The 26,555-nt window shown below is 61.7% G+C and carries 27 protein-coding genes; 8 read left to right on the forward strand and 19 right to left on the reverse strand.

The window, feature by feature from the left end; all coding sequences use genetic code 11:
- Positions 1-55: 55 nt before the first annotated feature.
- The 18 genes from madM to pilG form a co-directional block, all read right to left on the reverse strand.
- Positions 56-820: a malonate transporter subunit MadM gene (madM, locus tag FW800_RS19255; RefSeq protein WP_217880874.1), complete on the reverse strand. Its 765-nt coding sequence runs from the start codon at positions 818-820 to the stop codon at positions 56-58.
- 5 nt (positions 821-825) lie between these two features.
- Positions 826-1,218, reverse strand: a complete 393-nt coding sequence (madL, locus tag FW800_RS19260; RefSeq protein WP_043046248.1) for a malonate transporter subunit MadL — start codon at positions 1,216-1,218, stop codon at positions 826-828.
- 67 nt (positions 1,219-1,285) lie between these two features.
- Positions 1,286-2,185: a malonate decarboxylase subunit epsilon gene (gene mdcH, locus FW800_RS19265; RefSeq protein ID WP_217880873.1), complete on the reverse strand. Its 900-nt coding sequence runs from the start codon at positions 2,183-2,185 to the stop codon at positions 1,286-1,288.
- Positions 2,182-2,778 (reverse strand): malonate decarboxylase holo-ACP synthase, encoded by a 597-nt coding sequence (locus FW800_RS19270; protein WP_446438252.1) that lies wholly within the window; start codon positions 2,776-2,778, stop codon positions 2,182-2,184. Before FW800_RS19270 ends, mdcH begins: the two co-directional genes overlap by 4 nt.
- On the reverse strand, positions 2,772-3,542 hold the full coding sequence (gene mdcE / locus FW800_RS19275; protein ID WP_223017726.1) for a biotin-independent malonate decarboxylase subunit gamma: 771 nt from the start codon (positions 3,540-3,542) through the stop codon (positions 2,772-2,774). Before mdcE ends, FW800_RS19270 begins: the two co-directional genes overlap by 7 nt.
- Positions 3,539-4,381 (reverse strand): biotin-independent malonate decarboxylase subunit beta, encoded by an 843-nt coding sequence (locus FW800_RS19280; protein ID WP_248127957.1) that lies wholly within the window; start codon positions 4,379-4,381, stop codon positions 3,539-3,541. The genes mdcE and FW800_RS19280 overlap by 4 nt, the downstream gene beginning before the upstream one ends.
- On the reverse strand, positions 4,374-4,673 hold the full coding sequence (locus FW800_RS19285; protein WP_025857695.1) for a malonate decarboxylase subunit delta: 300 nt from the start codon (positions 4,671-4,673) through the stop codon (positions 4,374-4,376). The genes FW800_RS19280 and FW800_RS19285 overlap by 8 nt, the downstream gene beginning before the upstream one ends.
- Entirely contained in the window at positions 4,673-5,506 is an 834-nt protein-coding gene (locus tag FW800_RS19290; RefSeq protein WP_446438253.1) for a triphosphoribosyl-dephospho-CoA synthase, read from the reverse strand. The genes FW800_RS19285 and FW800_RS19290 overlap by 1 nt, the downstream gene beginning before the upstream one ends.
- On the reverse strand, positions 5,507-7,177 hold the full coding sequence (gene mdcA, locus FW800_RS19295) for a malonate decarboxylase subunit alpha (RefSeq protein WP_032878949.1): 1,671 nt from the start codon (positions 7,175-7,177) through the stop codon (positions 5,507-5,509).
- 252 nt (positions 7,178-7,429) lie between these two features.
- Positions 7,430-7,681, reverse strand: a complete 252-nt coding sequence (locus FW800_RS19300) for a DUF6124 family protein (protein WP_446438254.1) — start codon at positions 7,679-7,681, stop codon at positions 7,430-7,432.
- Positions 7,682-7,877: 196 nt separating this feature from the next.
- On the reverse strand, positions 7,878-8,297 hold the full coding sequence (locus tag FW800_RS19305; RefSeq protein WP_078822550.1) for a hypothetical protein: 420 nt from the start codon (positions 8,295-8,297) through the stop codon (positions 7,878-7,880).
- Complete coding sequence (locus tag FW800_RS19310; RefSeq protein ID WP_078822551.1) at positions 8,275-8,658, reverse strand: polymorphic toxin type 44 domain-containing protein; 384 nt, start codon at positions 8,656-8,658, stop codon at positions 8,275-8,277. Before FW800_RS19310 ends, FW800_RS19305 begins: the two co-directional genes overlap by 23 nt.
- A gap of 339 nt (positions 8,659-8,997) precedes the next feature.
- Entirely contained in the window at positions 8,998-9,453 is a 456-nt protein-coding gene (locus tag FW800_RS19315; RefSeq protein ID WP_005792246.1) for a chemotaxis protein CheW, read from the reverse strand.
- Positions 9,446-15,265 (reverse strand): Hpt domain-containing protein, encoded by a 5,820-nt coding sequence (locus FW800_RS19320; protein WP_446438255.1) that lies wholly within the window; start codon positions 15,263-15,265, stop codon positions 9,446-9,448. Before FW800_RS19320 ends, FW800_RS19315 begins: the two co-directional genes overlap by 8 nt.
- Positions 15,266-15,449: 184 nt before the next feature.
- Positions 15,450-17,501, reverse strand: coding sequence for a methyl-accepting chemotaxis protein (locus tag FW800_RS19325; RefSeq protein WP_446438256.1), 2,052 nt, complete (start codon positions 17,499-17,501; stop codon positions 15,450-15,452).
- On the reverse strand, positions 17,498-18,022 hold the full coding sequence (locus FW800_RS19330; RefSeq protein ID WP_032878938.1) for a chemotaxis protein CheW: 525 nt from the start codon (positions 18,020-18,022) through the stop codon (positions 17,498-17,500). The genes FW800_RS19325 and FW800_RS19330 overlap by 4 nt, the downstream gene beginning before the upstream one ends.
- Before the next feature lie 12 nt (positions 18,023-18,034).
- Positions 18,035-18,400, reverse strand: a complete 366-nt coding sequence (gene pilH, locus FW800_RS19335) for a twitching motility response regulator PilH (protein WP_003234583.1) — start codon at positions 18,398-18,400, stop codon at positions 18,035-18,037.
- 46 nt (positions 18,401-18,446) lie between these two features.
- On the reverse strand, positions 18,447-18,854 hold the full coding sequence (gene pilG / locus FW800_RS19340; RefSeq protein ID WP_446438257.1) for a twitching motility response regulator PilG: 408 nt from the start codon (positions 18,852-18,854) through the stop codon (positions 18,447-18,449).
- 239 nt (positions 18,855-19,093) lie between these two features.
- On the opposite strand from pilG, the gene gshB reads away from it, so the two are divergent.
- The 7 genes from gshB (at position 19,094) to FW800_RS19375 (ending at position 25,023) form a co-directional block, all read left to right on the forward strand.
- Positions 19,094-20,047, forward strand: a complete 954-nt coding sequence (gene gshB / locus FW800_RS19345) for a glutathione synthase (RefSeq protein WP_005792255.1) — start codon at positions 19,094-19,096, stop codon at positions 20,045-20,047.
- A gap of 77 nt (positions 20,048-20,124) precedes the next feature.
- Positions 20,125-21,030, forward strand: a complete 906-nt coding sequence (locus FW800_RS19350; protein WP_446438258.1) for an energy transducer TonB — start codon at positions 20,125-20,127, stop codon at positions 21,028-21,030.
- 50 nt (positions 21,031-21,080) lie between these two features.
- Positions 21,081-21,650, forward strand: coding sequence for a YqgE/AlgH family protein (locus FW800_RS19355; protein WP_005792257.1), 570 nt, complete (start codon positions 21,081-21,083; stop codon positions 21,648-21,650).
- On the forward strand, positions 21,650-22,087 hold the full coding sequence (gene ruvX, locus FW800_RS19360) for a Holliday junction resolvase RuvX (RefSeq protein ID WP_005792259.1): 438 nt from the start codon (positions 21,650-21,652) through the stop codon (positions 22,085-22,087). The genes FW800_RS19355 and ruvX overlap by 1 nt, the downstream gene beginning before the upstream one ends.
- Before the next feature lie 132 nt (positions 22,088-22,219).
- Positions 22,220-22,726 (forward strand): bifunctional pyr operon transcriptional regulator/uracil phosphoribosyltransferase PyrR, encoded by a 507-nt coding sequence (pyrR, locus tag FW800_RS19365; RefSeq protein WP_148854563.1) that lies wholly within the window; start codon positions 22,220-22,222, stop codon positions 22,724-22,726.
- 24 nt (positions 22,727-22,750) lie between these two features.
- Positions 22,751-23,755: an aspartate carbamoyltransferase catalytic subunit gene (locus FW800_RS19370; protein WP_032878936.1), complete on the forward strand. Its 1,005-nt coding sequence runs from the start codon at positions 22,751-22,753 to the stop codon at positions 23,753-23,755.
- Positions 23,752-25,023 carry a dihydroorotase gene (locus FW800_RS19375; protein WP_446438259.1) on the forward strand — a complete coding sequence of 424 codons (1,272 nt, stop codon included), beginning with the start codon at positions 23,752-23,754 and terminating at the stop codon, positions 25,021-25,023. Before FW800_RS19370 ends, FW800_RS19375 begins: the two co-directional genes overlap by 4 nt.
- A gap of 82 nt (positions 25,024-25,105) precedes the next feature.
- Here the strand turns inward: FW800_RS19375 and FW800_RS19380 are convergent, their stop codons facing one another.
- On the reverse strand, positions 25,106-25,534 hold the full coding sequence (locus FW800_RS19380; RefSeq protein WP_032878933.1) for an NINE protein: 429 nt from the start codon (positions 25,532-25,534) through the stop codon (positions 25,106-25,108).
- Positions 25,535-25,783: 249 nt separating this feature from the next.
- On the opposite strand from FW800_RS19380, the gene FW800_RS19385 reads away from it, so the two are divergent.
- Positions 25,784-26,422, forward strand: coding sequence for a C40 family peptidase (locus FW800_RS19385; protein WP_005792265.1), 639 nt, complete (start codon positions 25,784-25,786; stop codon positions 26,420-26,422).
- Positions 26,423-26,555: the final 133 nt, after the last annotated feature.

Below are 26,555 nucleotides of genomic sequence, written 5' to 3' on the forward strand. Positions count from 1 at the left end.
ACGCCATCGGGGGCCTGCCCCCGATAGTGTCAGACCAAACAGCGAAAATCCCAAGTCAGCCCACCAACCCCCTCATCACCAAAAACAACAACGACGGCCCCAACAAACACCCCAGCGCTGTATAAAACGCCGCGGTCAAACACCCATAAGGCACCAACTTCGGATCAGTCGCCGCCAACCCGCCCGCCACACCGCTGGAAGTGCCCATCAAGCCGCCGAAGATCACCGCACTGCGCGGGTTGTTCAGCCCGATCAGCGGCGCCACGAACGGTGTCATCACCATCACCAGAATCGCCTTGATCAACCCGGCGGCAATCGACAGCGCCATCACCTCGGAACTGGCACCGATCGCCGCGCCGGTCACCGGGCCGACAATATAAGTCACGGCTCCGGCGCCGATGGTGGTGAGGCTCACCGCATCGGTATAACCGAACGCCATCGCCACTCCGACCCCGGCAATAAACGACGAACCCACGCCGACAAACAACGCCAGTACGCCAACATACCCAGCGCGCTTGAGCTCATCGACACTCACGCCAAACGCCGTGGCGACAATGGCAAAGTCCCGCAGCATGGCACCGCCCAACAGGCCGATACCTGACAACAGCGGAATATCCACCACGCCCTTCGAGCCGCCGGTAAAGGCTCCGCCCACATACGACAGCGCCAAGCCCAGCAGAATGGCGATCGCCGAGCCATGCAGGCGGCCTTTGGTAAAGGTGTCGGAAATCCAGTAGGAGACCCACATGGTCAGGCCGATCACAGCAAAACCACTGATCAAGCCGTAGCCGGTGATCACTTTCATCATCGATTCGTACATGGCGGTCACCCGGCTTCTTTGGTGGGAACAACCGCAGCGGGCTCGCGGTTGCCGATGCGTACCAGCACCGGCACCAAGGCAAAGCCCAGCACCACCGCAACGGTCCCGGCCAGAATCGCCATGGGCCCGCCGCTGATGGCGCCATATACGTTTTGCTGGGCCGCCATCGCCACCACAATCGGGATATAGATCGCGGCCCAGAAGCTCACGCCCTGCTCCGACTTGCCGGTAAACAAGCCGCGCTTACCGAGGTAACTGCCCAGCCCGATCAACAGCAACATGGCGATACCCACCCCGCCGACGTTGGCCGGGATACCCATCCATTTGCCCAGCAGCTCACCGACAAACAGGCCAGCCAAGGTACACAGCGCCAGAAACGCCACACCGTAGATAATCATTATTGTTGTCCTCAAAGTGCTCGTTCGAAATTGTTGTTGTTGTGCTTCGAAAGCCTTGGGTACTGCTTTATCGGTGGCGGCGTTCCTCCTCTTGCAGCAGGGCCTGCAAGGTGTCCAGGCGTGCGCCTTCGCAGGCGATCACCGTGCCTTGTTCGAAAACGGGGCGTGACAGACCGGTGAGCACCGCGCCCGGGGGCAGTTCGATTTGCAGGCGTACGCCACGCTCGTAGGCGCTTTGCACGGTGCCGCGCCAGTCGACGACGCGGCACATGTTGAAGGCCAGGTCGTCGCGCAGTTGCTCGGGGTTGTGGATGGGTCGTGCGCGGGTGCTGCTCAGATAGGTGATGCACGGCGCCTTGAGTGGGACGAACGCTTGGGCAAGCACCTTGGCCGGCGCTTCCAGCAGCGCACAGTGGGACGGCACGCTCACTGCCAGACGCTTGGCGATGCCGTTGCCTTTGATGCGCTCGGCGACACGCTGCATCGCTTCATTGCTGCCGGCGATCACGGACTGGTTATCGGCGTTGATATTGGCCAGATACACCGGAGTTGCGTCGCTATGGATATCTGCCAGCAAGGCTTCAACCGTGGATAAGTCGGGTCCGATCAGGGCGGTCATGCCGTAGCCCTGTGGATAAGCCTGCTGCATCAGCTCGCCACGCAAGCTCACCAGCTTTACCGCGTCGGCGAAGTCCAGGGCACCGGCGATGACAGCGGCTGGGTAGGCGCCGATGGACAGGCCCGCCACGTAGTCAGGCGTAGGGTGCAACTGGCGGGCATGGGCGACGCCGACGATCAGCAGGCACAGTTGTACCGCACGCGTGCTCGCCAAGGCTTGCGCCGAATCGAGTTGACGAACATCTTCACCCAAGGCATCACTGGCTTCTTCCAGAACCTCGGCCGACAGCGCCTGAAGCATACCCACGCGTTGTGCGCCCTGCCCCGGAAACACCAAGAGGCTGCTCATGCCACAGCCTGCCAAGGGTCGGGTACAAGGTGCGCGCCACTGCTGGTTTTGAGCAGCACACGACGAGATCCGCCGGCCCATTCGCGCAAGGCCACGGCGCCAAACGGGGTTTGCAGTTGCAGGTCCACGGCGCACGGTGCGGTGTCGAATTTCGCCAGCAATGCACGCGCCGCGTTGCGATCAAGCGGTTCGGGAGTGCGCAGGATCAAATCCAGATCACTCATGGCATGCAACGCTTCGACGCCGCTCGCCAATTCAAATCCGGCGCTGCCGCTGACGCCCCAGTGATACTGCGCCAACACTGGCCGCAGTTGATCGAGCGCCCGCAGCGCCGGTAAATCCCGTGGCGAGATCACCTGGCGCAAGTCTTCGGGCGCCACGCGCCGTTGCACCGCAGCAACAGGCATCACCGCCCCATAACGCTGCTCACGCAGACGCCCACGTACGCCAACCGCCACTTGACCTGCTTTGGTAATGGCGCGCCGCACCACTACTGGATGGCCGGCGCTCAGCGCGGCCCGCACCCAGGCCGGAGCATCCGCAGGCAGGTGCGCCGGGGTCATGCCCCAGAGCAAGTCATGGGCGTTCACCATTGTTCCCGCAGCAGTTGGCGTACATGGCTTGAGGCGGTGCGATTAGTCGCACCGAGACGTCCTTTTAAATCGGGTTGCACGACATCTTTGATCGCCTGCACCAGGCAATCGCTGACCCGCGCCACATCGTCCGTTGTCGGCTGTTCAATCTGGCTCACCGACAAGGTCTCCCAGAGCAAACCCAGGCTGGCATAACTGTCGATGTCATAGGCCATCGGCGGCACACTGGCGGCCAAGGCTTCCAGCTCTTCAACACTGCGCAAGGTCACCCGCGCCGCCGAGGCCTTGCCCATGGCGTGCACCATTACCCCAGGGTCGCGCAGGGCGATCAAGCGGTTGGCCTGGTAACCGTGGGCCAGAAACGCACCGGACATGGCCTTGCCCACCAGCAACGCAATCACCGGGTGCCCGGCCAGGCGTGCGCGGGCGTAGCTGTCGGCGGCGGCGGCCAGGGCCTGGTGAATGCCGAGGGCTTCTTCACGACGGCCATAGGCTTGGCTGGGCACATCGACGATGGCGATGATGGGGCGTTTGTCACCCGTCACGATGGCTTCATCGACGGCCTTGGCTAGCCCCCAACCTTCCAGCAACCCGACTTCGCCATTGCGCGCACGCGGGAAGCGGTTATTCGGGTCGGTGACCACCGCGATAAAGCGCACCGCCTGTTCACCCAAGACGCCGTCTGCGACTTTCAATGAGTCCGGCAAGCCCTCTACGGGTGCTGCGCCAGCGCTCAATGCATTGAACCACTGTAACCCTCTCATGGGCGTTCTCCCTGATACAGAGCGCGAACCGTCGCGGGCTCGATTTGCGCCGCTGTGTCGAGTTCGGCCAGCCGCGCCAGGTAGAAATCAGCGCGCCGGCTGCGGGGTTGTTCGGGCGCCCCGTGTTGCAACAGCGCGCTCACGGTCTGCTGGATCTGCACCACATCGTCCGCCACGTAACGGTCGGCCAAGCCACTGTTGAAACGTTGTTCGCCGCCGGTGAGGCTCCAGATAAACGGGCGGTCGCGGGAGTCGTATTCTTCCAGCCCGGCCTCCTGTTCGATCACCTGCGGCCCGTTCAACCCCAGGCGCGCTTCACGGGTGACCACCAAATAGCTGCACAACCCGGCCGCGATGGACATGCCCCCAAAGCAGCCGACACTGCCCGCCACCACACCGATCACCGGCTGATACTGGCGCAGGTCGACAATCGCCGCGTGAATATCGGCAATCGCGGCAAGGCCCAGGTTGGCTTCCTGCAAACGCACGCCGCCGGTCTCCAGCAGCAGCACGGCGCGGGTCGGGATGCCGTTGCGGTTGTCTTCGGCGGCCAGTTCCAGTGCCCCCGCGATTTTTGCGCCACCGACTTCACCGAGGCTGCCGCCTTGGAAATTGCCCTCGATAGCGGCGACCACTACCGGCAAACCGCCGATGCTGCCCTTGGCAATCACCACACCGTCATCGGCCTGGGGCACCACGCCCTGGCGGCTGAGCCACGGCGACATGACCCGTTGGAACGGGTCGATCAGTTCACGATAAGTGCCAGCATCCAACAACGCCTTGGCGCGCTGCCGCGCACCGAGTTCGACGAAGCTGTGTTTGTTGAGCAAATCAGTCATGGCCGACCTCCTCGAAACCTTGCTCCAGGCGCAAACGCACCACGCCGGGGGTGGCGCCGAAATCGTGGATATCGATGTTCAAGGCAGGTGGCGTCTGCTCCTGGAAGATGCGTTCGAACAGGTGCTGCCAACGTTGCTCGGCGCCGTTGACCGAGGTCTGCACTTGGATGGTCAGCGTGCCGGGAGTGCCCGGCTCCAGCAGCACTTCGAGGTCGCCCGAACCGACGCAACCCACCAGCGCGCGGCCTTTTGGCGGCTGGCCCGCGGGGAATTCAAAGGATAAGGTTTCCATCACAACGCTCCGTCGAGGCGGTCGATAAACAGGCAAGCGGCGAGCAAGTCGGCAGCGCCGCCAGGGGAGGCATTCAGGGCCAGGAGTTGCTGGTCCAGTGCGTGCAGTTGGCGACGACCGGCGAGAGTTGCGCTACCGCCGGCGTCGAGCACGGCCTGGGCGCCTTGCTGCATGGCTTGAAGGCCTACAGTGCCGGCGCGGTAGAGCACGCAGGTGTCGGCCAGCTCGGTCATGATCGCGAGCAAGGCATCCAGGCGGGCATTCTGCTCACCGGCGTTTTGCCCGCGGCTTTTATGCAGTTGCGGCAGGCCGCGTTGCATCACAGCGGGGAAGCCCAGTTGCGCTTCTTCACGGGCACCGCGTGCGCCGTAGCGCTGGGCGACCTGTGCGCCGTGGCTTAGTGGTTGCGGCGCGAAGCGGTCTTCGAGCAGAGCTAGTTTGGCCGCGGTCAGGGTTACGGCGCGTGGTTGCAGGGCCGCTGCTGCGGTGAGCAAACCAAGGGCCCAGATTGCGCCGCGATGGGTATTTACGCCGTTGGTAGTGATGAGCATCGCTTGCTCGCCTTCGCGGCCAAGACGGCCGAGTGCTTCACGCAGGGGTACACCGACTTCACCAAATTCAAGGGCGGCCTCGGCCATTTCCTTGAACATCGGCCACAACGACAGCGCCGAGGCGTGCATCAGGCCCAGGTGCAAATCGCTGTGGGCGCCGTTGCCGCGCCGGTCTACCAAGGCGGGTTTAGGCGACAAATCCGCTTCATCGATCAGCGCGTCGACGGCCATATCCGCCAGGCGATCGGCCAGGCTCAATTCATGCTGTTTTAGAGCGCGCATTTACCAGCTCCTGAATTTGGCGGGCGGGTTGTACAAGCCACCGGACCACTCCACCAGGTCGGCCACACTCTTGGCGGCCAACAATTCGCGGGTGGCATCGGTGCGGCGGATACCCAAGTCTTCGGGCAAGGCGATCAAGCCTTCGCGACGCATACGGGCGGTGTCCTTGGGGTTATGGCGCATACCGATTGCCGTCACCCCGGCGACGGCAGCGATCATTGCCTGGCGCTCTTCCAGGGAGCGCGCCTTGTAGAGGTAGGCGATGCCTTCTTCGGTGAGCAAGTGGGTAACGTCGTCGCCGTAGATCATGATCGGCGCCAGCGGCATGCCGCTTTTACGTGCCACTTCCACCGCGTCGAGGGTGTCGACAAAGGTCGGTTTGCCGCCCTCCTGGAAGGTCTCGACCATTTGCACCACAAGTTTTTTGCCGCGCTCAAGCAAGGCCTCGGGCGCATCGTCATGGCGCATATCCAGCCAGGCCGGTGTGCCGTGCCGACGACCACGTGGGTCGTGGCCCATGTTCGGCGCACCACCGAAACCGGCAAGGCGGCCACGGGTCACGGTGCTGGAATGCCCATCGCCATCCACTTGCAGGGTGGCGCCGATAAACAGGTCCACCGCGTACTGGCCGGCCAGTTGGCAGAACATGCGGTTGGAGCGCATCGAGCCATCGCGGCCGGTGAAGAACACATCCGGGCGGGCGGCGATGTAGTTTTCCATGCCCAGCTCGGTGCCGAAGCAATGCACGCTCTCGACCCAACCGCTTTCAATCGCCGGGATCAACGTGGGGTGTGGGTTGAGGGTCCAGTTGCGGCAGATCTTGCCCTTCAGACCCAGGGATTCGCCGTAGGTGGGGAGGATCAATTCGATGGCGGCGGTGTTGAAGCCGATGCCATGGTTGAGCGACTGCACATTGTGTTTTTCGTAGATGCCACGGATCGCCATCATCGCCATCAACACATGCACCGGCTTGATATGGCGCGGGTCGCGGGTGAACAGCGGTTCGATGTAGAAAGGCTTGTCGGCCACCACCACGAAATCCACCCAGCTTGCGGGGATGTCCACACGGGGCAAGTCAGTGACGTCGTCCACCAACTGGTTGACCTGCACAATGACGATGCCATCGCTGAACGCGGCGGGTTCGATCAGCGCCGGGGTGTCTTCGGTGCTGGCGCCGGTGTAGATATTGCCGGCGCGGTCGGCCATGAAGCCGGCCGAGAGCACCACGTTGGGGATCAGGTCCACCACCAGGCGCGCATAGAGTTCGATGTAGGTATGGATCGCGCCGATTTCCAGCAGGCCGTCTTCCAGCAACTGGCTGATACGCAGGGATTGAGTGCCGGCGAAGGAAAAGTCGAGCTTGCGGGCGATGCCTTTCTCGAACAAGTCCAAGTGCTCGGCGCGCCCGACACTGGGCATGATCATGTGCAAATCGTGGAGCTTGGCCGGGTCAGCCTTGGCCAGGGAGCGCGAGAGAAAGTCGGCCTGCTTTTGGTTGTTGCCCTCCAGCACCACGCGGTCGCCGGGGAGGATCAGCGCTTCCAGGGCCTCGACGATCCTGTCGCTGGGCAACACCGCCCCGTCTGCATACTGTTTGACCAGCCCGAGCCGCCGCTGCTTCTCGTCGCGCCGCCGCGTCCAGCGCGAGTCGGGGGTGATGGTTGTTGTCATGGTCGCTCCACGGGGTTTGCTGTCGTGGGGCTGTACCTTAGGAGTGAATTCGGGGGCCATCAATCAAGCTCAGCGACAGACCGTTACGCCTGGAGTAACAAAGCTCAAAATGTGGGAGGGGGCTTGCTCCCGATAGAGGTGTGTCAGTTGACAAACTTATTGCTGACTCACCGCAATCGGGAGCAAGCCCCCTCCCACATTTGCTCAGTGTTGTTTGTTAGATATCGGCCCCAAACGAGGACCGATCAGTCCCTATTTGGGACCGCTTGAAAATTCCGGCGAAGGGCTGATTTGCTCCAGAGCCCTATCGACCAACAACTGACCGAACTCTGCCATTTGCTGAATCCCGAGCATGATGGCGCGCTGGGAAGTCTCCAGGTCAAAGGCCAGGTTGCAGGTGAGTGCGTTGAGGGAGGACAGGGTTTCGCTGGCATTGACCAGCAGGGTTTCGGTGGTTTGGTGGGGGTTGACGGTGAAGATGTTGGATGAGGAAGAGTTCGACATGATACGCGGTTCCTGAATGGTTCATTAAGGAACGCCTTGGTTCTAGGCGTTTTGTGCGCCTAAACAGGTTTCTCGGACTTGCACGTCCGTGTCACCGTTTTTTGCGATGACGAAGCGAAGACTAGCCGCCACGACTACCCACAACAAGTTCATGCACAGCCCGACAGTTTGCAGGAAAAATCCGAGGACTCGCCCATCACAACACCATCATCACCTTGACCTTCCCCAGCCCCTCCAGTGCATAACTGTGGTACTCATACACTCTTCCCTGAATAACCAATTGCAGGGCACCACCTTCATTATTGACTTGGACATCCGGCTCTTTTGTTTTGAGAAAAGGATGTGCAGACACTAATGCGCTGAGTATTTCCTGATCACTCCCCAAATCCTTATGCACGTAGTACCTGTAGGAAAATCCCACCGTCGCGCCACCTTGACCATCTCGCGCACCATAAATCGACATGCCGTTGCCCAAGGAATGCTTCAACACCACTTCATCCAGGTCCGGTGTTCCGGGCGACAAAATCCAACTGCCGCCGATGTAGATCAGGCAGACCACAAGCAGGCAATTACGCAGAACAGGTATGAGGCGCTTAGTGGCCTTGCGAAATGGCATATTCAATACCTCTTCTTATCCAATATTGATCTCGTGGGTCATCACCAAAAGGCTCACCGCGCCACCATAATCCAAAATCCGGACGGGTAGTTTTGGCGACGGTTTGAGCCACACCGGCGGCTCGTAGCAACACATTTTCGGGAATGCCCAGCACCGTGCCCGTGGCACCGTAATTGAAGTTACCAAAAGCTTCATACTGACGCCCCCGCTTCTTGTAGTTCCAAGGGCCAGCCGCTCGGACCTGAGAATAAAACCAGGAATAGGCGAATGCGGAGCCGGGCTTGAGATGAATGCGTTTGGATTGGGACATCGCCATGTTTTCAAGAATTGAAACACCGGGCGGCATTAACGGTACGGCCATTTGCGAGTCCTTGCTGGCAGTGAGGAGCGCAGAAACTAGCCACTCCACTCCGGCCTGAAAACCCGCTTAACCCAAATGCAGAACTTGCCTACAGCAACTCCAAACCATTCCGACATGCGAGCGATCAATCTGCATCATGATGCAGATCCGAAATGGCCAAAAGGTAAGATCATCAACAACAATTTTTTAGTCACGAAAACCCTGACGCGCGATTGAACACAATTCAGTGTGGGAGCTGGCTTGCCTGCGATAGCGGTGGGTCAGTTGTTGATGCAGTGACTGACAAGCCGCCATCGCAGGCAAGCCAGCTCCCACATTGGAATTTCACAAGGCTTAGGATCAGGCCAGGCCGGACTCTACCAGCAGCGCTTCAAGCCCCATCAAATCCGGCACCTTCGCCACCTGCTCGCCCACCTGCACCGCCGCCAGTTCCAGTGGGCACAGCGGCACGTCCACATAGCTCAATTCGCTATCGAGCTTGTAAGAGCGGGGAATGCCTTGGATCACCAGCGCAATAAACTTCAACGTCGGCCTTCCACCCAAGGCATTCAGCACCACGATCCGTGAGCGCTCTCCGGTCACGCTGGCTTCGCCGCACACGGCTTCAAAGCTGATCAAGGGGATTTGCCGATCACGCCAGGTCACTTGCCGCAGGTACCACGGCGGTGCATCGCTGGCCGGTTCGCCGCGCTGGAAGTCGATCAGCTCGGCGATGGCCACGTTGGGCAGCACCAGGTGGCGGTCGGCCAGGGGCAGCAGCAGGCCGGTGAGTTGGCTGGCGCGGTGGTCAAGCATGGGACTTGCTCCAGTAGGCGATGCTTTCCAGCAGCACCGACTCTTGGTACGGCTTGCCGAGGTAGTCGTTGACGCCGATGGCCATGGCGCGGTCGCGGTGTTTCTGGCCGGTGCGCGAGGTGATCATGATAATCGGCAGGCGCATCAGGCGCGGGTCGTTGCGGATCTGGATAGCCACTTCGAAGCCGTCCATGCGCGGCATTTCGATGTCGAGCAGCATCAGGTCCGGGGTGTGTTCTTCAAGCACCGCGAGGGCATCAATGCCGTCCTTGGCGGTAAGCACGTTCATTCCATTGCGCTCCAGCAGGCGGCTGGTGACTTTGCGCACGGTGACCGAGTCGTCCACCACCAGTACCAGCAGCGGGCGTTTTTTCAGCGGGTCGTTGAGGACCAGTGGCACATCCACTGCCTGGGCCGGCAAGGCCGGTTGGCGGGCGCGGATATGCGCGAGCAGGTCAATGATCAACACCACGCGGCCATCACCGAGGATGGTCGCACCGGGCACGCCCTGTACCCCGGCAAACTGTGGTCCCAGGCCCTTGACCACGATCTCGCGAGTGCCGGCCATGGCATCCACATGCACCGCTACGCGCCGTTCATTGCAGTGCACCAGCAACACCGGCAGCGGTTGGTATTGGCCGAGCAGTTTCGGGCGGCTGACGGTGTGCAGCAGATCACCCAGGTAAAACAACTCGTAGCGCTGGCCGGCGTATTCATAATGCGGCGGGTCTTGCTGGTAGTGCCCGGCCAGTTCGTGGGGCAGTACGCGCACCAGGCCTTCAAGGGTGTTGAGGGGAATTGCGTACTGGTCGTCTGCGCATTGCACCATCAACGCACGGTTGACCGACACGGTAAACGGCAGGCGAATACGAAAGTGCACGCCCACGCCTGGGGTCGAGTCGATCACCATCGAGCCGCCGAGCTGACGCACTTCTTCGTGCACCACGTCCATGCCCACGCCGCGCCCGGAGATCTGGGTGATTTTTTCTGCCGTGGAAAAGCCCGGCTGCAGGATGAACTGCAGCACGTCGCGGTCGCTGATGGTTTGATCCGGGCCGAGCAGGCCGCGCTTGATCGCCTTGCGCCGCACCGCTTCAAGGGGCACGCCGGCGCCGTCATCGCGCATGTCGAAGACGATGTCGCCGCCTTCGTGGGTCAGGTCCAGGGTAATGCGCCCCTTTTCCGGCTTGCCCGCCTGCAACCGCACCTCACGCGATTCCAGACCGTGGTCGACGGCATTGCGCAGCATATGTTCCAGTGGCGCCGCCATGCGTTCGAGCACGTTGCGGTCCATCTCGCCTTCGGCATTGCCGACGATGAACTCCACGTCCTTGCCCAGCTCTTGCGCCACTTGGCGCACGATGCGCTTGAGGCGTGGCAGCATCCGCTCGAAAGGCACCATGCGCGTGCGCATCAGGCCCTCCTGCAATTCGGTGTTGATGCGCGCCTGTTGCTGGAGCAAATCGTGGGCATCCTGATGGCGCTGCTCCAGGGTGTCCTTGAGGTCGAGCAGGTCGGAGGCCGATTCGGACAGCGCGCGGGACAGCTGCTGCAACTGCGAATGGCGATCCATTTCCAGTGGGTCAAACTCTTCGTAGCCCAGGCGTTCGGCCTCGGCCTGCTGACGACTGAGCAGGCGCCCCTGGGTTTCGCTGTCGAGCCGGCGCAATTGATCGCGCATCCGCTCGATGGTGGTTTGCACTTCATTCAATGCAATGCGCGCATCGTTGACTTGCTGCTCGATACGGCCACGGAAAATCGAGGTTTCACCGGCGAGGTTAACCAGGTCGTCGAGCAGTTCGGCGGAGATTTTCACCATGTCGGCAGCGGGGTCGACCGCCGCTTCAGCCTTGCCCGCAGGCAACGCCACGGGCACCACCGGCTCTACACTGGGGTGCACCAGGCTTTTGATGCGCTCGATAAGTTTGTCCACCGCCCCCACCGGCAGCCCATCCGCTACGGCGTCGACCATCTGTGCCAAACGATCATGGCAACCTTGCAGCAGCGCAAAGAGCTCTGGGGTCGGCGCCAGCAACCCGGCGGATAGCCCCTCGTAGAGAAACTCCAGCTCATGGGCCAAATCGCCAATCGGCCCGATCTCTACCATGCGCGCTCCGCCCTTGAGGGTGTGCAGGTCACGCAGCAGGGTTTCGACTTCCTGGCGGTTGCCCGGCTCGGCCTGCCAACGCAGCAACGCGCTGCCTGAACTGTCGAGGATATCGGCGGCCTCTTCGAGGAAGATATCCAGCAATTCAGGGTCTGCACCCGAGGCCGGCGCCGCCGCAGCCGGAGTCGCCGGCGCGCTGTTCTGGCGCAGCTCGCGCAGTTTGGCGATCAGCTCGGCAGCATCGCTCAAAGGCTGCTGCTGTTGCAGTTCTTCCAGTTGCAAAGCCAACCGTTCGTGGCTGGCCATCAGCACCTGGGACAGCTCCGGGGTGTAACTGTAGCGGCGGTCCACCAGGCCTTCGTACAGGCATTCCAACTCATGGGCCAAGTCGCCCACCGGGTCGATTTCGGCCATGCGCGCACCGCCCTTGAGGGTGTGCAGGTCCCGTTGCAGTGAGGACAACGGCGCGGCGCTTTCGGGCTCCAGCAACCAGCGCTTGAGTGACTGCCCGGCACTGTCGAGGATATCTACGGCCTCCTCAAGAAAGATGTCGACAATCTCATCATCCATGGCTGTTTGCTGATCCAACTGCGCAGTGGCAGCGCCCAGTTCCGAAATGCTCAAGGCGTGGCTGCCGTCGCTTTTGATCAGGCCGGTGGCGGACGGGTCCAGCGCGTCATCCAGCAACGCGTGCAGGGCTTGCACCCGCGCAGGCGCCGGGCTGATTTCCTGGCCGGCGGCCAGTTGGTCGAGCATGTTGATCAGCGCCTCATGGGCCTGTTCCGCCTCATGGAAAAACCGCTCGCTGACCGCCAGGCTGCTTTCTTCCACAGCGCCATACAGGTCGAGCAAGGCCTCGCACAACGCGTCGATGGCGTGCAGGTCGGCGATGTGCGCGCCCTCCCCCAAGGTGGTCAGCTCATCCAGCAAGGCGGTCAGTTCCTGGCGTTCGCCGGGATGTTGCTGCCAGCGGCGCAACAGGTTGTCGGCGTCGAGCAGAATGTCCATGCCCTGGGCCAGGAAGTTGGTGATCAGATGCCGATCGCGCTTGATCGGCAGGCCGGTGCCAGGGGCTTCGAGCAGCGCTGCAAGCTGCTGGTCCAACAGGCTTTGGGTGCGTCTGATCAGATCCGCTGCGCCCTGGATGGGTGCCAGGGGATCGCTGTCCAGGTCGCGCAGGCCACGCTGGAACAGCCCTTCGGCTTCCAGCAGCAACTCTACTTCGTCCAGGTCCAGGGGCAAGCGATGGGCCTTGTATTCGCGGGTCAGGTGGTCGAGGGGGCGCGCCAGTTCCGCGATGGGCAACACCCCGGCCATGTAGGCACTGCCCTTGAGCGTATGCAGGGCGCGTTGCAGTTCATCACTGACCTGCAACGGCACCTGTTCGGCGGCGTGGTGCAGGAAGTGGTTGAGGCTGTCCAGATGGCTCTGGGCTTCGTTGCGGAAGATCTCCATCAGCATCGGGTCATGGGGCTCGCCAGCGGTTGTTGCCGCGCCACTGGCCAAGGCATGGGCGCGGGCGGCCAGGGCGTCGACTTCGTCGCGCTGGCGTTGGTCGTCGATGGCAAAATCGGCGATCAATTCCGGCAGCACAGCCACGGCCTCATCCAGCACCTGCTGCACCTCGGCGCCAAGGGCGACGCTGCGTTCCAACACACGGTTGAGCAGGTTTTCCACGGCCCAGGCCAGTTCGGCCAGCACCAGGGCACGGACCATGCGACCGCTGCCCTTCAACGTATGGAAGGCACGGCGCATTTCGCCCTGGGCGGTTTTGTCCGCACTGTTGGGCAGGTTGCGGTGCAGCACGTCGAGAACTTCGTCGGTTTCTTCGAGGAAGACTTCGCGCAGCTCATCGTCAATCGGCTCTTCACCCGCCGGCGGTGGCAGCAGACTGCCGGGGCGTTGCAGGGCCGGAGGATTAAGGCCTGACGTGGGGCTTGCCAGTGCGTCAAATTGGGATTGGCTCGGTGCCTGTTCGGTCGACAGTGCGCCATCGGGCGCGACCAATGCCTGGCGCCAGGGTTTTTCGGCCGGCAGATAACCCAGCGCCGCCAGGCTTTGGGTGGCCCGCTCCAGCACACGCTCGCCAGCGGCGTCAGGGTCTTGGAGCATGCGTTCCAGGTAATACTCCAGGCTGCTGATCACATCGGCGAACTGCTCCAGTTGCACCGGCGAAGGCGCGACGTCGCTGATCATCAACTGCTCGTCGACATAATCGGTGCAGCCGCGCATCAGGCTCGCCGCACGCGGCAAAGGGATCATCGCCAGCGCGCCACGCACCTGGCTCAGCAATTGCGGCAAGGATTCCAGACGCTGGCGGTCCCAATGGGCTTCGACGCAGTCGATCACCAGTTCCTTGGCTTGTTTGAGGCACTGGCAGGATTCAGCAATCACCAACTGATGGATCTGGGTCAGGTCGGTGGTGGGCAGCCGGCTTTCTTCGCGGCTTTGCGGCTCCACCGTGCCGATCATGCCCGCCAGCGTGGCTTCGACGTAGAGCAACGCGCCTGCCACGTCCATCAGCACCGCGTCATTGGGTTCGCGTTGCCCCTGGGCCAGGCTCAGCACGACGGCCAACTGGTCGATGATCACTTTGCGCGGCTGGCCAAAACCCAGTACGGCGAGGGTGTCGGCGATCTGCCGCAGGGGCGCCAGCAGTGCGTCGAGTTCGTCGATGTGCTGGCGGTCGCTGCGTACGAACAGATCGAGGCGCTCCTTGACCCGCACCAGTTCCTCACACAAGGCACCGAGCACCGACCCCATGGCATTGCGGTCCGGCCCGGCCATTCGCGCACGCTCGGCGTCGACCACGGCGCTGTCGGGCAAAGCTTCATCCAGGCCATAGCGCTCTTTAAGGCTTTGCATGCGCGGCGTCGGTCGGGTGACTTTGGCCACGTAAAACAACAGGCTTTTGAGCAGCTCATCCGGCGCAGGCTGATTGATGCCGTCAATGCCCTGGGCCAGCAGGCGCTTGAGTTGTTTGCCGCTGGCCTTGAGCAGGCTGCGCAGCGCCGGGCTGTTGGCGACCACGCCGGTCAACATGCCCTCGACCAGTGCCGAGGCCACCTGCCACAGCGGTAACAACGGCGCGCCCTGGCACAACGCCTCAAGGCGTGCGAACACCCGCGCCATATCTTCCAGGTTGCTCGGGCCGTGGTCTTCACGCAGCAACCCGGCGAGGGCTTGTTGCAGCAAGGGGTGCCATTGGCGCAACTGCTCATGCAACTGCGGCGTTGCTCGTTGGGCCAGTGTTTCATCAGGCAGCGGCGCGATCGACAGCAGTTGCGGGCTGAACAGGCTGGTTTCCGACAACAGGCTTTCACCCCGCGCAGTGCGCAGGTCGTTGAGCAGCGGCAGTACCACCAGCGGCAGGTCGCGGCGGGCGCTGTGTACGCGATCCAGGTACAGCGGCAACTGGCCGAGGGCTTGTTGCAGCAGGCGGATGCTTTCTTCGCGCTGGCTGACGCGACCGGTCTGGAGCGCCAGGGCCAGTTCCTCGATCTCTTCGGCCAACAGCGCCGCGCCGTAGAACTCGACCATTTGCAGCGCACCATGCACCTGGTGGATCCCGGCCAGGCAATTGTCGAGGGTGTCGCCGTCGCCGCTTTCAACGTAAGCGTCCAGCGCCGAACGGGCCTGTTTCAGGGTTTCGGCAATGTCGCCCTTGACCCATTCGAGGGCCACGTAGTCGTGCCGATCAACCATAACTGCTCCGCTTAGAATTCGTGGGTTGCTGGTGCTTCAGATATCTCAAAACCAATGGAGATCTACTGTGGGAGGGGGCTTGCTCCCGATAGCGGTAGTTCAGTAAATACAATTGCTTGCTGATCCACCACTATCGGGAGCAAGTCGAATCGTCGCACCGCCCCTCCCACATTTTGACTGCATTTCAATCGTCCACCTGTTTGGGTGGCGGCAAGGTGAAACCCGACACCGACCTGCGCAACTGACTGGCCATCTTCGCCAGGTTACCAATGCTCTCGGCGGTCGCGGTCGACCCCGACGACGTCTGGGTGGTGATCTGCTGGATCACATTCATGGTCAGGGAAATCTGCCCAGCCGAAGACGTCTGCTGCTGCGCCGCATTGGAAATGCTCTGGATCAGCGCCGCCAGGGTTTTCGACACGCCTTCGATCTCTTCCAGCGCGACCCCGGCATCCTGGGCCAGGCGTGCGCCGCGCACCACCTCGGTGGTGGTCTGCTCCATGGAGATCACTGCTTCGTTGGTGTCGGCCTGGATCGCCCTCACCAAAGTCTCGATCTGCCGGGTGGCCGCCGACGAGCGCTCGGCCAGGCGTTGCACCTCATCGGCCACCACCGCAAAACCGCGCCCGGCATCGCCTGCCATGCTGGCCTGGATCGCGGCGTTGAGGGCGAGGATATTGGTCTGGTCGGCAATGTCGTCGATCAGGCTGACGATGTCGCCAATTTCCTGGGACGACTCGCCCAGGCGCTTGATGCGCTTGGCGGTGTCCTGGATCTGTTCGCGAATGTTGTCCATGCCATGGATGGTGTTGTGCACCACCTCGTTGCCTTTGTTGGCGATCTCAACCGAGCGCTCTGCCACCGCTGAGGACTCGGCGGCGTTGGCCGATACCTGGTCGATCGACTGCGCCATCTGGTTGATCGCGGTAGACGCTTCGGCAATCTGCTGCGCTTGATGCTCCGACGCCTGGGCCAGGTGCATGGCGGTGGCCTGAGTGTCTTGCACCGCACCGGCGACTTGCCCGGCCGTCAGGTTGATGGTGGCGACCAGGTCACGCAATTGATCCACGGAATAGTTGATCGAATCGGCGATGGTGCCGGTGAAGTCTTCGGTAACCGAGGCGGTGACAGTGAGGTCGCCGTCGGCCAGGTCTTCGATTTCATCCAGCAGGCGCATGATCGCGTTCTGATTGCGCTCGTTCTTCTCGGCGGTTTCACGCAGTTGGCGGTTGGTCTCGCGCACCATCACCAAGCCGATCAGGATGATCGAGGCCAGCGCCAGCAGGCCCAGCAGATAGCCGCCGATGGTGTCGAAACTGCGCCCGCCGGCGAGGTTTTCAAAACCGGTGGCCAAGTGCGAGGCTTCATCGAGCAGGGTTTGCGACAGGTTGAAGATATGGCTCGCCGAAGCCCGCACCTGGAATAACTGCGGCGAGGTTTCGAGGATTTCATCCACGGAGCCTGAGACAAACTCGAACAGCTCGGCAATCTCCACCAGCCGCGTACGGGCGTCAGGGTCTTCGACCTGAGTGATACGCAGCCCGGGGTTGCCGTTGAGCATACCGTTGAGCACCACGCCAAAACGGTTGGCGTCGCGACCGAAGGCATCGGCGGCCTGCACGGCGGTTTCATCGCCCGCAAGCACGGTGTTGACCGCCCCCAGGATCCGTTCGGCCAGCAGCGACTGGCGCTGGGCCAACGCCACCTGGCTGGCCGGGGCGCCGCGTTGCAGCAGGATATCGACGACTTTTTCCGACTCCATTTGCAGTTGCGGCACGGTTTCGGCCAGGGTCGCAGCCACCTGGTGCAGGGACAGAACGGTCTGCTCGCTGGCGAGGATCGCATCGGTGTTTTTCAGCAGCGCTTCCCAGTCGGTCTGCACGGCACGCATTTCGGCGCGCACCGCGCTGGGTGCGGCGGGCAAGCCTGTTTGCGGATCACCCTTTTTCAGGTAGCCCCAGCGCTGGGCAAAATCGTTGCGCGCCTCGCCCAGCAGCTTGAACGCGGCGGCCTTGCCGGCGGCGGCTTCGGTGGCGTTCTTGGCAATGCGCTGGGACAGCACGCGCAGCTCACCGGCGTGGCCGATGTACTGCTTGTCGTAGGTGGACTGGGTGTTGAGGTACGCAAAGTTGGCGAACAGCAACATGATGAACACGATCAAGGCGATAAACAGCACAATGATCTGCGAACGGCTGCGCGAAGCGGCCTGGGGTTTGGGCGTGGTAACGGCGCTCATGCGGCGACATCCATGAAGCCAGGGGCCTGGGCCAAAGCGAAGGGGCTGAAGACTTGCCACTGCGGGTCGCCGTCGAACTGGCCCTGGATAAACGGCGCGCCGGACGCGGTGCTGGCCATCCAGGCATCCAATGGGAAGTGCTGCATACCGACCACTTCGTCTACCAGCAGCCCGACAAACACGTCATTGAACTCCACGACCAGCACCCGCCTTTGCTTGCGCGCCTTGGATAACTCAAGGCCAAGGAAACCGCCCAGGTCCAGCACCGGCAGCAAGCGCCCGCGCAGGTTGGCCACGCCCTTGACCCAGGGTTTGACCCCCGGCATCAAGGTGCAGCGCGGTTCATGCAACACCTCGGCGACCTCGCCCATGGGCGCCACGTACCAGTGTGGCCCCAGGCGAAAGCCGATACCGCTCCAGCGTTGCAGGCGGGTTTCCTGGGACGGCAGGTCGGCGGCCAGCAGGCGGCAACGGCGGTCGATGTCCAGCAGCAGCTCGAAGGCGGTTTGCGACTCGGTCATGATCGCGAGCCTTTAGCCGGCCAGTACCTTGTTCAGGGTGGCGATCAGTGTGTCTTCGTCCACCGGCTTGGTCAGGTAATCCTTGGCGCCCTGGCGTGCACCCCAGATCTTGTCGGTTTCCTGGTCCTTGGTGGTGATGATGATGATCGGAATACCGTTGGTTTCCGGCTCCTTGGACAACTGGCGGGTGGCCTGGAAGCCGTTGAGGCCCGGCATCACGATGTCCATCAACACGGCGTCGGGCTTTTCCTGACGAGCCAGCGCTACGCCGTCCGCGCCGTTTTCGGCTTTCAGGACTTGATGGCCGTGCTTTTCCAGCATGCCGGTCAGTTTGTACATTTCGGTCGGCGAGTCGTCGACGATCAGAACACGTGCCATGGTTTTCCCCACTACATTGGTCGGCGCCGGCCCTTGTGAGGTGGCGTCAGTGTGCTTGTTCTACTGCGGCGAAGGCAGGCACATAGGCCTTGATCGCACCCAGCAGTTCTTCCTTGCTGAAAGGCTTGGTCAAAAATTGATCGACACCCACGATGCGCCCCTTGGCCTTGTCGAACAGGCCATCCCTGGAGGACAACATGATCACCGGGATCGCCTTGAACGCCGAGTTGTTCTTCACCAGGGCGCAGGTCTGGTAGCCATCCAGGCGCGGCATCATGATGTCGACAAAGATAATGTGCGGGTGATGATCCACAATCCGCGCCAGGGCATCGAAACCGTCGATGGCGGTGATGACCTCGCACCCCATGTTCTTCAACAGTGTCTCGGCGGTACGGCGGATCGTTTTCGAATCGTCGATCACCATCACTCTCAAGGCGTTGGAATGCTGTTCCATATCTGCTCTACCATCGCCACAGCGAATCGGTTTTCGGTGTGTACTGCCTGATGTTGCACAGGATGAGCGCCGCAAGCCTTGGAATTCAAGGGCTGCTACGCCGTGGCAGTCTTTTTAGCACAGTCTCCGGGCGCAATCTATCGAGGCACCCACCCGGTGGTTTTTCCTTGACCCACAACAACCACAGCGCCACTCTGACGCCACTTTTATGCGCCCTAATTTGCTAGAGGAAACCCCCCATGAGCGTTCGCGTCGGCATTGTCATGGACCCAATCGCCAGCATTTCCTATAAAAAGGACAGCTCGCTGGCCATGCTCCTGGCCGCCCAGGCCCGCGGCTGGACGTTGTTCTATATGGAACAGCGCGACCTGTACCAGGGCGACGGCGAGGCGCGGGCGCGGATGCGTCCGTTGCAGGTATTCGCCAACCCCGAGAAATGGTTCGAGCTTTCGGATGAAATCGACAGCCCCCTGAGCGACCTCGATGTGATCCTGATGCGCAAGGATCCGCCGTTCGACATGGAGTTTGTGTACTCCACCTACCTGCTGGAGCAGGCCGAACGCGCCGGCGTGTTGATCGTCAACAAGCCGCAGAGCCTGCGCGACTGCAATGAAAAGCTGTTCGCCACCCTGTTCCCGCAGTGCACGCCGCCGACCGTGGTCAGCCGCCGCGCCGATGTACTGCGTGAATTCGCTGCCAAGCATGGCGATGTGATCCTCAAACCGCTGGACGGCATGGGCGGCACTTCGATCTTCCGCCACCGCGCTGGTGACCCGAACCTGTCGGTGATCCTCGAAACCCTGACTGCGCTGGGCACCCAGCAGATCATGGGCCAGGCTTACCTGCCGGCGATCAAGGATGGTGACAAGCGCATCCTGATGATCGACGGCGAGCCGGTGGACTACTGCCTGGCGCGCATCCCGGCAGCGGGCGAGACCCGTGGCAACCTGGCGGCCGGTGGTCGTGGTGAAGCACGGCCGTTGTCGGACAAGGACCGCTGGATCGCCGCTCAAGTTGGCCCGACCCTGCGCGAAAAAGGTCTGCTGTTTGTCGGACTCGACGTAATTGGTGAGAACCTCACGGAAATCAACGTCACCAGCCCAACCTGTATTCGCGAGATCGACAATGCATTTGGCACGAACATCGGCGAAATGCTGATGGCCGCCATTGAGCGCAAGCTACAAGCCAAGTGACATAGAACAGCCGGACACACACCAACATTGCGTTATCATGCGCCACCTGTGAAACGCGCGATGTTGGTTTTCTTGTCATGACACTCCCGTCCGAACTGCCCCCAGAACTCACCCATCAAGGCGTGCGCCCGGCTGATCGGCTCGGATTTACCCTGTTTCTCGCCGCACTGATTCACCTCGCCTTGTTGCTGGGCGTGGGCTTCACCATGGTCGAGCCCAAGCAGATCACCAAGACCCTGGAAATCACCTTGGCTACGTTCAAAAGTGAGAAGAAGCCGGAAAAGGCCGACTTTCTTGCCCAGGACGACCAGCAGGGCAGCGGTACGCTCGACAAGAAAGCCGTGCCCAAGACCACTGAAGTGGCGCCGTTCCAGGACAACAAGGTCAATAAGGTCACCCCGCCGCCGGTGCCCAAGCCCGAGGTCAAGCAGGCAACGCCCAAGGCCGCCGTGACCACCGTTGCGCCCAAGCCGCAAAAGGCCCCGACCCAGCGCGAAAAAACCAGGACTGAGCCCAAGCCCGAGCCGGTGAAGCCCGCGCCAACCTTCGACAGTTCGACGCTGTCCGACGAAATTTCCAGCCTGGAAGCCGAACTGGCCCACGAACAACAGTTGTATGCCAAGCGCCCGCGCATCTACCGCCTGAACGCCGCGTCGACCATGCGCGACAAAGGCGCCTGGTATAAGGACGAGTGGCGCAAGAAGGTCGAGCGCATCGGCAACCTCAATTACCCGGACGAAGCCCGGCGTCAGCAGATTTATGGCAACTTGCGCTTGCTGGTATCGATCAACCGTGACGGTTCGCTCTATGAAGTGCAGGTGCTGGAGTCCTCCGGCCAACCGCTGCTGGACCAGGCCGCCCAGCGCATCGTGCGCCTGGCCGCGCCTTTTGCGCCGTTCAGCGGCGACTTGAATGACGTGGACCGCCTGGAAATCATCCGCACCTGGAAGTTTGCCAAGGGCGACCGGCTGTCCAGCAACTGACACCGCTCCTACACTTGTCAGTTCGCCCCTCCAACGCCACACTAGCGGACATGAAAAACGTCAGCCCGACCTACCTCAAGCACCAATTCCTGATCGCCATGCCCCATATGGCCGACCCGAACTTTGCGCAGACCTTGACCTACATCGTCGAGCACACGGCCAATGGTGCCATGGGGCTGGTGGTCAACCGTCCACAGGAGCTGAGCCTGGCCGATATCCTTGAGCAATTGCGCCCGGAACTCGACCCACCGACCCGCTGCCAGGATGTGCCGATCTATATCGGCGGGCCGGTGCAGACCGATCGCGGCTTTGTGTTGCACCCCACCGGGCCGCAATACCAGGCCACGGTGGATCTTGAGGGCGTGTCACTGTCCACGTCTCAGGACGTGCTGTTCGCGATCGCCGATGGCGTCGGCCCTGAGCAAAGCCTGATTACCCTGGGCTACGCCGGTTGGGAAGCCGGGCAACTGGAGGCCGAGCTGGCGAGCAATGCCTGGCTGACCTGCCCGTTCGACGCCGACATCCTGTTCAACACCGCCAGCGAACTGCGCCTTGATGCTGCCGCCGCCAAGCTGCGGGTCAACCTCAGCCTGTTGACCAGCCAGGCGGGGCACGCCTGATGGCCTTGCGTCTGATCCTGGGTTTTGACTACGGCACTAAACAGATCGGCGTAGCGGTCGGCCAGGTTATTACCGGACAGGCCCGGGAGCTGTGCACCTTGAAGGCCCAGAACGGCATACCGGACTGGAACCAGGTTGAAGCCCTTATCAAAGAGTGGAAGCCCGACGCGGTGGTGGTCGGCCTGCCCCTGAACATGGATGGCACCCCCAGCGACATGTGCCTGCGCGCCGAAAAATTCGCGCGCCGCCTCAATGGCCGCTACAACCTGCCCTTCTATACCCACGATGAGCGCCTGACCACCTTTGAAGCCAAGGGTGAGCGTCGTGACCGCGGCGGGCAGAAGGGCAGTTACCGCGACAACCCCGTGGACGCCATCGCCGCCGCCTTGCTGTTGCAGGGTTGGCTGGATGAAAACACCGCTTTATTTGAATCCTGACCCGCCGCGATCCTGTGGGAGCGGGCTTGCCCGCGAAGAACGTTAACGATACCGCGTGAAGGCTGGATGAACGCGGTACCCATGAGTTTTTCGCGAGCAAGCTTTCCCCTACACACTTAAAAAGGAGCCCCCATGAGCCTGCCCAATCCCGCCGAACTGATCAGCCAGATGGCATTACGCCTCAAGGCGCACCTGGAACACCGCGCCATCAGCGAACCGCGCTTTATCGGCATCCGCACCGGCGGTGTCTGGGTAGCCCAGGCGTTACTGGAAGAACTGGGCAGCGATTCGCCCCTGGGTACGCTGGACGTGTCCTTCTACCGCGACGACTTCAGCCAGAACGGCCTGCACCCACAGGTGCAGCCTTCGGCTCTGCCATTCGAGGTTGAGGGCCAGCACCTGATCCTGATCGATGACGTCCTGATGAGCGGCCGTACCATACGCGCCGCCATGAACGAACTGTTCGATTACGGCCGCCCGGCCAGCATTACGTTGGTCTGCCTGCTGGACCTGGACGCTGGCGAATTGCCGATCAGCCCGGATGTCGTAGGTGCAACACTGTCTTTGCAAGCCCGGCAGCGGGTAAAATTGTCCGGTCCCACGCCGCTCGAACTCGAACTGCAAGACCTTGCCCTTTAAACCGCCTTGTACAGAGTCCCCGCGATGACGCCTCTAGATGCCAAGCGCCCGCTGCAGCTCAATGCTCAGGGCCAGTTGCAACATTTCTTGTCCCTCGACGGTTTGCCCCGCGAACTGCTCACCGAAATCCTCGACACCGCCGACTCGTTCCTTGAAGTCGGCGGCCGCGCGGTGAAGAAGGTCCCGCTGCTGCGCGGCAAGACCATCTGCAATGTGTTCTTCGAGAACTCCACCCGCACCCGCACCACCTTTGAACTGGCAGCCCAGCGGCTATCGGCCGACGTGATCACGCTGAACGTGTCCACCTCGTCGGCGAGCAAGGGCGAGACCCTGCTCGACACCCTGCGCAACCTCGAAGCCATGGCCGCCGACATGTTCGTGGTACGCCACGGCGACTCCGGCGCCGCGCACTTCATCGCCGAGCATGTGTGCCCGCAGGTAGCGGTCATCAACGGCGGCGACGGCCGCCACGCCCACCCGACCCAGGGCATGCTCGACATGCTCACCATCCGTCGGCACAAGGGCAGCTTTGAAAACCTCTCGGTGGCCATCGTCGGCGACATCCTGCACTCCCGTGTAGCACGCTCGAACATGCTGGCCCTCAAAGCCCTGGGCTGCCCGGATATCCGCGTGATCGCGCCGAAAACCCTGCTGCCCATCGGCATCGAGCAGTACGGCGTAAAGGTCTACACCGACATGGCCGAGGGCCTCAAGGATGTGGACGTGGTGATCATGCTGCGCCTGCAACGCGAGCGCATGGCTGGTGGCTTGCTGCCCAGCGAAGGCGAGTTCTACCGCCTGTTCGGCCTGACCACCGCACGTTTGGCCGGGGCCAAGCCGGATGCCATCGTGATGCACCCGGGGCCGATCAACCGCGGGGTGGAGATTGAGTCGGCGGTGGCCGATGGCCCGCAGTCGGTGATCTTGAACCAAGTGACCTACGGCATCGCGGTACGCATGGCCGTGCTGTCCATGGCCATGAGCGGGCAGACCGCGCAACGTCAATTCGAGCAGGAGCAGGCCCAGTGAAGCTCAGCATTCTCGGCGCCCGAGTCATCGATCCAGCCAGTGGCCTGGACCAAGTTACCGATCTTTATCTGGACGCCGGCAAGATCATCGCCATTGGCGCCGCACCTGCCGGCTTCAACGCCATCGAAAGCATCGACGCCAAGGGCCTGGTGGCCGCGCCCGGGCTGGTGGACCTGAACGTCGCCCTGCGCGAGCCGGGCTACAGCCGCAAAGGCAACGTCAACAGCGAAACCCAGGCCGCTGCGGCCGGTGGCGTGACCAGCCTGTGCTGCCCGCCGAACACCAAGCCGGTGCTGGACACTTCGGCGGTGACCGAGCTGATCCTGGACCGCGCCCGTGAAGCCGGCAATTGCAAGGTGTTTCCCGTCGGCGCCTTGAGCAAAGGCCTGGATGGCGAACAACTGGCCGAACTGATCGCACTGCGCGATGCCGGTTGCGTGGCCTTCAGCAACGGCCTGGAAAGTTTTCGCAGTACCCGCACGCTGTGCCGTGCCCTGGAATACGCGGCCACCTTCGACCTGACGGTGATCTTCCATTCCCAGGACCGCGACCTGGCCGAAGGCGGCCTGGCCCATGAAGGGGCAGTCGCCAGCTTCCTCGGCCTGCCGGGCATCCCGGAAACCGCCGAAACCGTGGCCCTGGCCCGTGACCTGTTGCTGGTGGAGCAAAGCGGCGTACGCGCACACTTCAGCCAGCTGACCAGCGCCCGCGGCGTTGCCCTGATCGCCCAGGCCCAGGCCCGTGGCTTGCCGGTGACGGCGGATGTGGCGTTGTACCAATTGATCCTGACGGATGAGGCGCTGATCGACTTCTCCAGCCTGTATCACGTGCAGCCTCCACTGCGTACCAAGGCCGACCGTGACGGTTTGCGTGCGGCGGTGAAGTCGGGGGTGGTGTCAGCGATTTCCAGCCATCACCAGCCTCACGAGCGTGACGCCAAGTTGGCGCCATTTGGCGCGACCGAGCCGGGTATCAGTAGCGTGGAGTTGTTGTTGCCGCTGGCAATGACCTTGGTGGAAGACGGCTTGCTCGACCTGCCGACGCTATTGTCCCGCCTGAGCGCCGGCCCGGCCGACGCACTGCGCTTGCCGGCGGGCAAGCTTGAAGTCGGTTCGCCAGCGGACCTGGTGCTGTTTGACCTGGGCAGCTCAACGGTGGCAGGGGAGCATTGGTTGTCCAAGGGTGAAAACTGCCCGTTCATTGGCCACAGCCTGCCGGCGACGGTGCGGTACACCTTGATGGATGGGCGGATCACTTACCAGGCCTGAAACCGGTCTAGAATGAGCGCAGTAAAAAATGTGGGAGGGGGCTTGCTCCCTCCCACATTTTGTTCTCTATAGGGCCGAGAGATCAGCGGCCGTTATTGCGCTCGGCATTGCGGATCGAGATCTGCGTATTCAACGTCCAGAAGTCATACAGCACCCCAATCAGGAACAAACCGCCGGTCAGCAGGTAGATCAGGCCGGTGATCCATTTGCCCTGGTACATACGGTGCACACCGAACAGACCCAGGAACGCCAACAGGATCCACGCGACGTTGTATTCGATAGGCCCGGCGGTAAAACGCAGGTCGGCTTCACGGTCCATGGCCGGGATGAGGAATACGTCGATCAACCAACCAATGCCCAGCAGGCCGAAGGTAAAAAACCAGATCGTGCCGGTCACGGGTTTGCCGTAATAAAAGCGATGCGCCCCGGTAAAACCGAAAATCCACAGCAGGTAACCGATCACCTTGCTATGGGTATCTTGCTGCTGACCAACCTGTTGATAGGTGTTCATGGAGTACCTCTTTTGCTTCGATAGATAAATTTTTTCATTTTCTTTGTGACTTTTTTACGAGCGCCCGACGTACGGCAAATGGTATCTTCCTGTCCTCAAAGCCTTATGCCACCTGACTTGTGTAGAACAATTGCGGCAATTCGTCGCGTTTTTCCTGGATTTGACCCCAAGGTTCAGTCGACAAACGGCCTGAGAACGACACAAAAAGCTGTTATAAAGTTGCGCGCAAACCCATAAGAGCCACGCCTAATGCGACCATTTTTCAAGACATGGCTGACCATCTGCCTATTAATGCCACTGGCCGCCCACGCCACCAATCGTGAGCAACGACTTCCGAACGTCAATGGTTTCACCCCTAAAGTCCACAGCACAACCACCAAGGCCAAATCGGTAAAGCTGACCGTCAACCGCCCGACTCAACTGAGCAAGGCACACGGTAAAGCAACACCCGGCCTGATGGCTGTCAACACCAAGCAAAGCAGCAACGTCCTCAGCCGTGCCGTCAACGTGCTGGGTACTCCTTATCGTTGGGGCGGTAGCAGCCCAAGTAAAGGGTTCGACTGCAGCGGCCTGGTGAAATATGCATTCAACGATGTAAAAGCCGTGGATTTGCCGCGCACCTCCAACGCCATGGCGGCTGGTCACGGCTTGAAGGTTGATCGCAAAGACCTGAAGCCCGGCGACTTGTTGTTCTTCAAGCTCAAGAGCCGCCAGGTCAATCACGTAGCCATCTACCTGGGCAACGACCGTTTTATCCACGCGCCGCGTCGTGGCAAGTCGGTGAGCATCGACACGCTGAAAAAGCCGTTCTGGGACAAGAACTACGTGATTGCCAAGCGTGTGCTGCCTAAAGAGCAGAACAGCAACCTGCGGATCGTGCAGCGCTAAGCCAGGCGCCACTGAAGCTCCCCATTTGAAATGCAATCAAATGTGGGAGCTGGCTTGCCTGCGATGACGGTGTGTCAGTTGGCAGAGAGAGCGCCTGACAGCCCGCTATCGCAGGCAAGCCAGCTCCCACATG

It is taken from the genome of Pseudomonas sp. 910_23 (genome assembly GCF_052850795.1).

What these genes read in the sequence shown, in the direction of transcription:
- FW800_RS19350 (WP_446438258.1), top strand. Translation starts at nt 20,125, where the DNA reads ATGACACTCCCGTCCGAACTGCCCCCAGAACTCACCCATCAAGGCGTG.
- FW800_RS19355 (WP_005792257.1), top strand. Translation starts at nt 21,081, where the DNA reads ATGAAAAACGTCAGCCCGACCTACCTCAAGCACCAATTCCTGATCGCC.
- FW800_RS19325 (WP_446438256.1), bottom strand. Translation starts at nt 17,501, where the DNA reads ATGAGCGCCGTTACCACGCCCAAACCCCAGGCCGCTTCGCGCAGCCGT.
- madM (WP_217880874.1), bottom strand. Translation starts at nt 820, where the DNA reads ATGTACGAATCGATGATGAAAGTGATCACCGGCTACGGCTTGATCAGT.
- mdcH (WP_217880873.1), bottom strand. Translation starts at nt 2,185, where the DNA reads ATGAGCAGCCTCTTGGTGTTTCCGGGGCAGGGCGCACAACGCGTGGGT.
- FW800_RS19330 (WP_032878938.1), bottom strand. Translation starts at nt 18,022, where the DNA reads ATGACCGAGTCGCAAACCGCCTTCGAGCTGCTGCTGGACATCGACCGC.
- pyrR (WP_148854563.1), top strand. Translation starts at nt 22,220, where the DNA reads ATGAGCCTGCCCAATCCCGCCGAACTGATCAGCCAGATGGCATTACGC.
- FW800_RS19320 (WP_446438255.1), bottom strand. Translation starts at nt 15,265, where the DNA reads ATGGTTGATCGGCACGACTACGTGGCCCTCGAATGGGTCAAGGGCGAC.
- FW800_RS19315 (WP_005792246.1), bottom strand. Translation starts at nt 9,453, where the DNA reads ATGCTTGACCACCGCGCCAGCCAACTCACCGGCCTGCTGCTGCCCCTG.
- gshB (WP_005792255.1), top strand. Translation starts at nt 19,094, where the DNA reads ATGAGCGTTCGCGTCGGCATTGTCATGGACCCAATCGCCAGCATTTCC.
- pilH (WP_003234583.1), bottom strand. Translation starts at nt 18,400, where the DNA reads ATGGCACGTGTTCTGATCGTCGACGACTCGCCGACCGAAATGTACAAA.
- mdcA (WP_032878949.1), bottom strand. Translation starts at nt 7,177, where the DNA reads ATGACAACAACCATCACCCCCGACTCGCGCTGGACGCGGCGGCGCGAC.
- FW800_RS19270 (WP_446438252.1), bottom strand. Translation starts at nt 2,778, where the DNA reads ATGGTGAACGCCCATGACTTGCTCTGGGGCATGACCCCGGCGCACCTG.
- FW800_RS19285 (WP_025857695.1), bottom strand. Translation starts at nt 4,673, where the DNA reads ATGGAAACCTTATCCTTTGAATTCCCCGCGGGCCAGCCGCCAAAAGGC.
- FW800_RS19305 (WP_078822550.1), bottom strand. Translation starts at nt 8,297, where the DNA reads ATGCCATTTCGCAAGGCCACTAAGCGCCTCATACCTGTTCTGCGTAAT.
- FW800_RS19290 (WP_446438253.1), bottom strand. Translation starts at nt 5,506, where the DNA reads ATGCGCGCTCTAAAACAGCATGAATTGAGCCTGGCCGATCGCCTGGCG.
- FW800_RS19385 (WP_005792265.1), top strand. Translation starts at nt 25,784, where the DNA reads ATGCGACCATTTTTCAAGACATGGCTGACCATCTGCCTATTAATGCCA.
- FW800_RS19300 (WP_446438254.1), bottom strand. Translation starts at nt 7,681, where the DNA reads ATGTCGAACTCTTCCTCATCCAACATCTTCACCGTCAACCCCCACCAA.
- FW800_RS19370 (WP_032878936.1), top strand. Translation starts at nt 22,751, where the DNA reads ATGACGCCTCTAGATGCCAAGCGCCCGCTGCAGCTCAATGCTCAGGGC.
- pilG (WP_446438257.1), bottom strand. Translation starts at nt 18,854, where the DNA reads ATGGAACAGCATTCCAACGCCTTGAGAGTGATGGTGATCGACGATTCG.
- FW800_RS19280 (WP_248127957.1), bottom strand. Translation starts at nt 4,381, where the DNA reads ATGACTGATTTGCTCAACAAACACAGCTTCGTCGAACTCGGTGCGCGG.
- madL (WP_043046248.1), bottom strand. Translation starts at nt 1,218, where the DNA reads ATGATTATCTACGGTGTGGCGTTTCTGGCGCTGTGTACCTTGGCTGGC.
- FW800_RS19310 (WP_078822551.1), bottom strand. Translation starts at nt 8,658, where the DNA reads ATGGCCGTACCGTTAATGCCGCCCGGTGTTTCAATTCTTGAAAACATG.
- mdcE (WP_223017726.1), bottom strand. Translation starts at nt 3,542, where the DNA reads ATGAGAGGGTTACAGTGGTTCAATGCATTGAGCGCTGGCGCAGCACCC.
- ruvX (WP_005792259.1), top strand. Translation starts at nt 21,650, where the DNA reads ATGGCCTTGCGTCTGATCCTGGGTTTTGACTACGGCACTAAACAGATC.
- FW800_RS19380 (WP_032878933.1), bottom strand. Translation starts at nt 25,534, where the DNA reads ATGAACACCTATCAACAGGTTGGTCAGCAGCAAGATACCCATAGCAAG.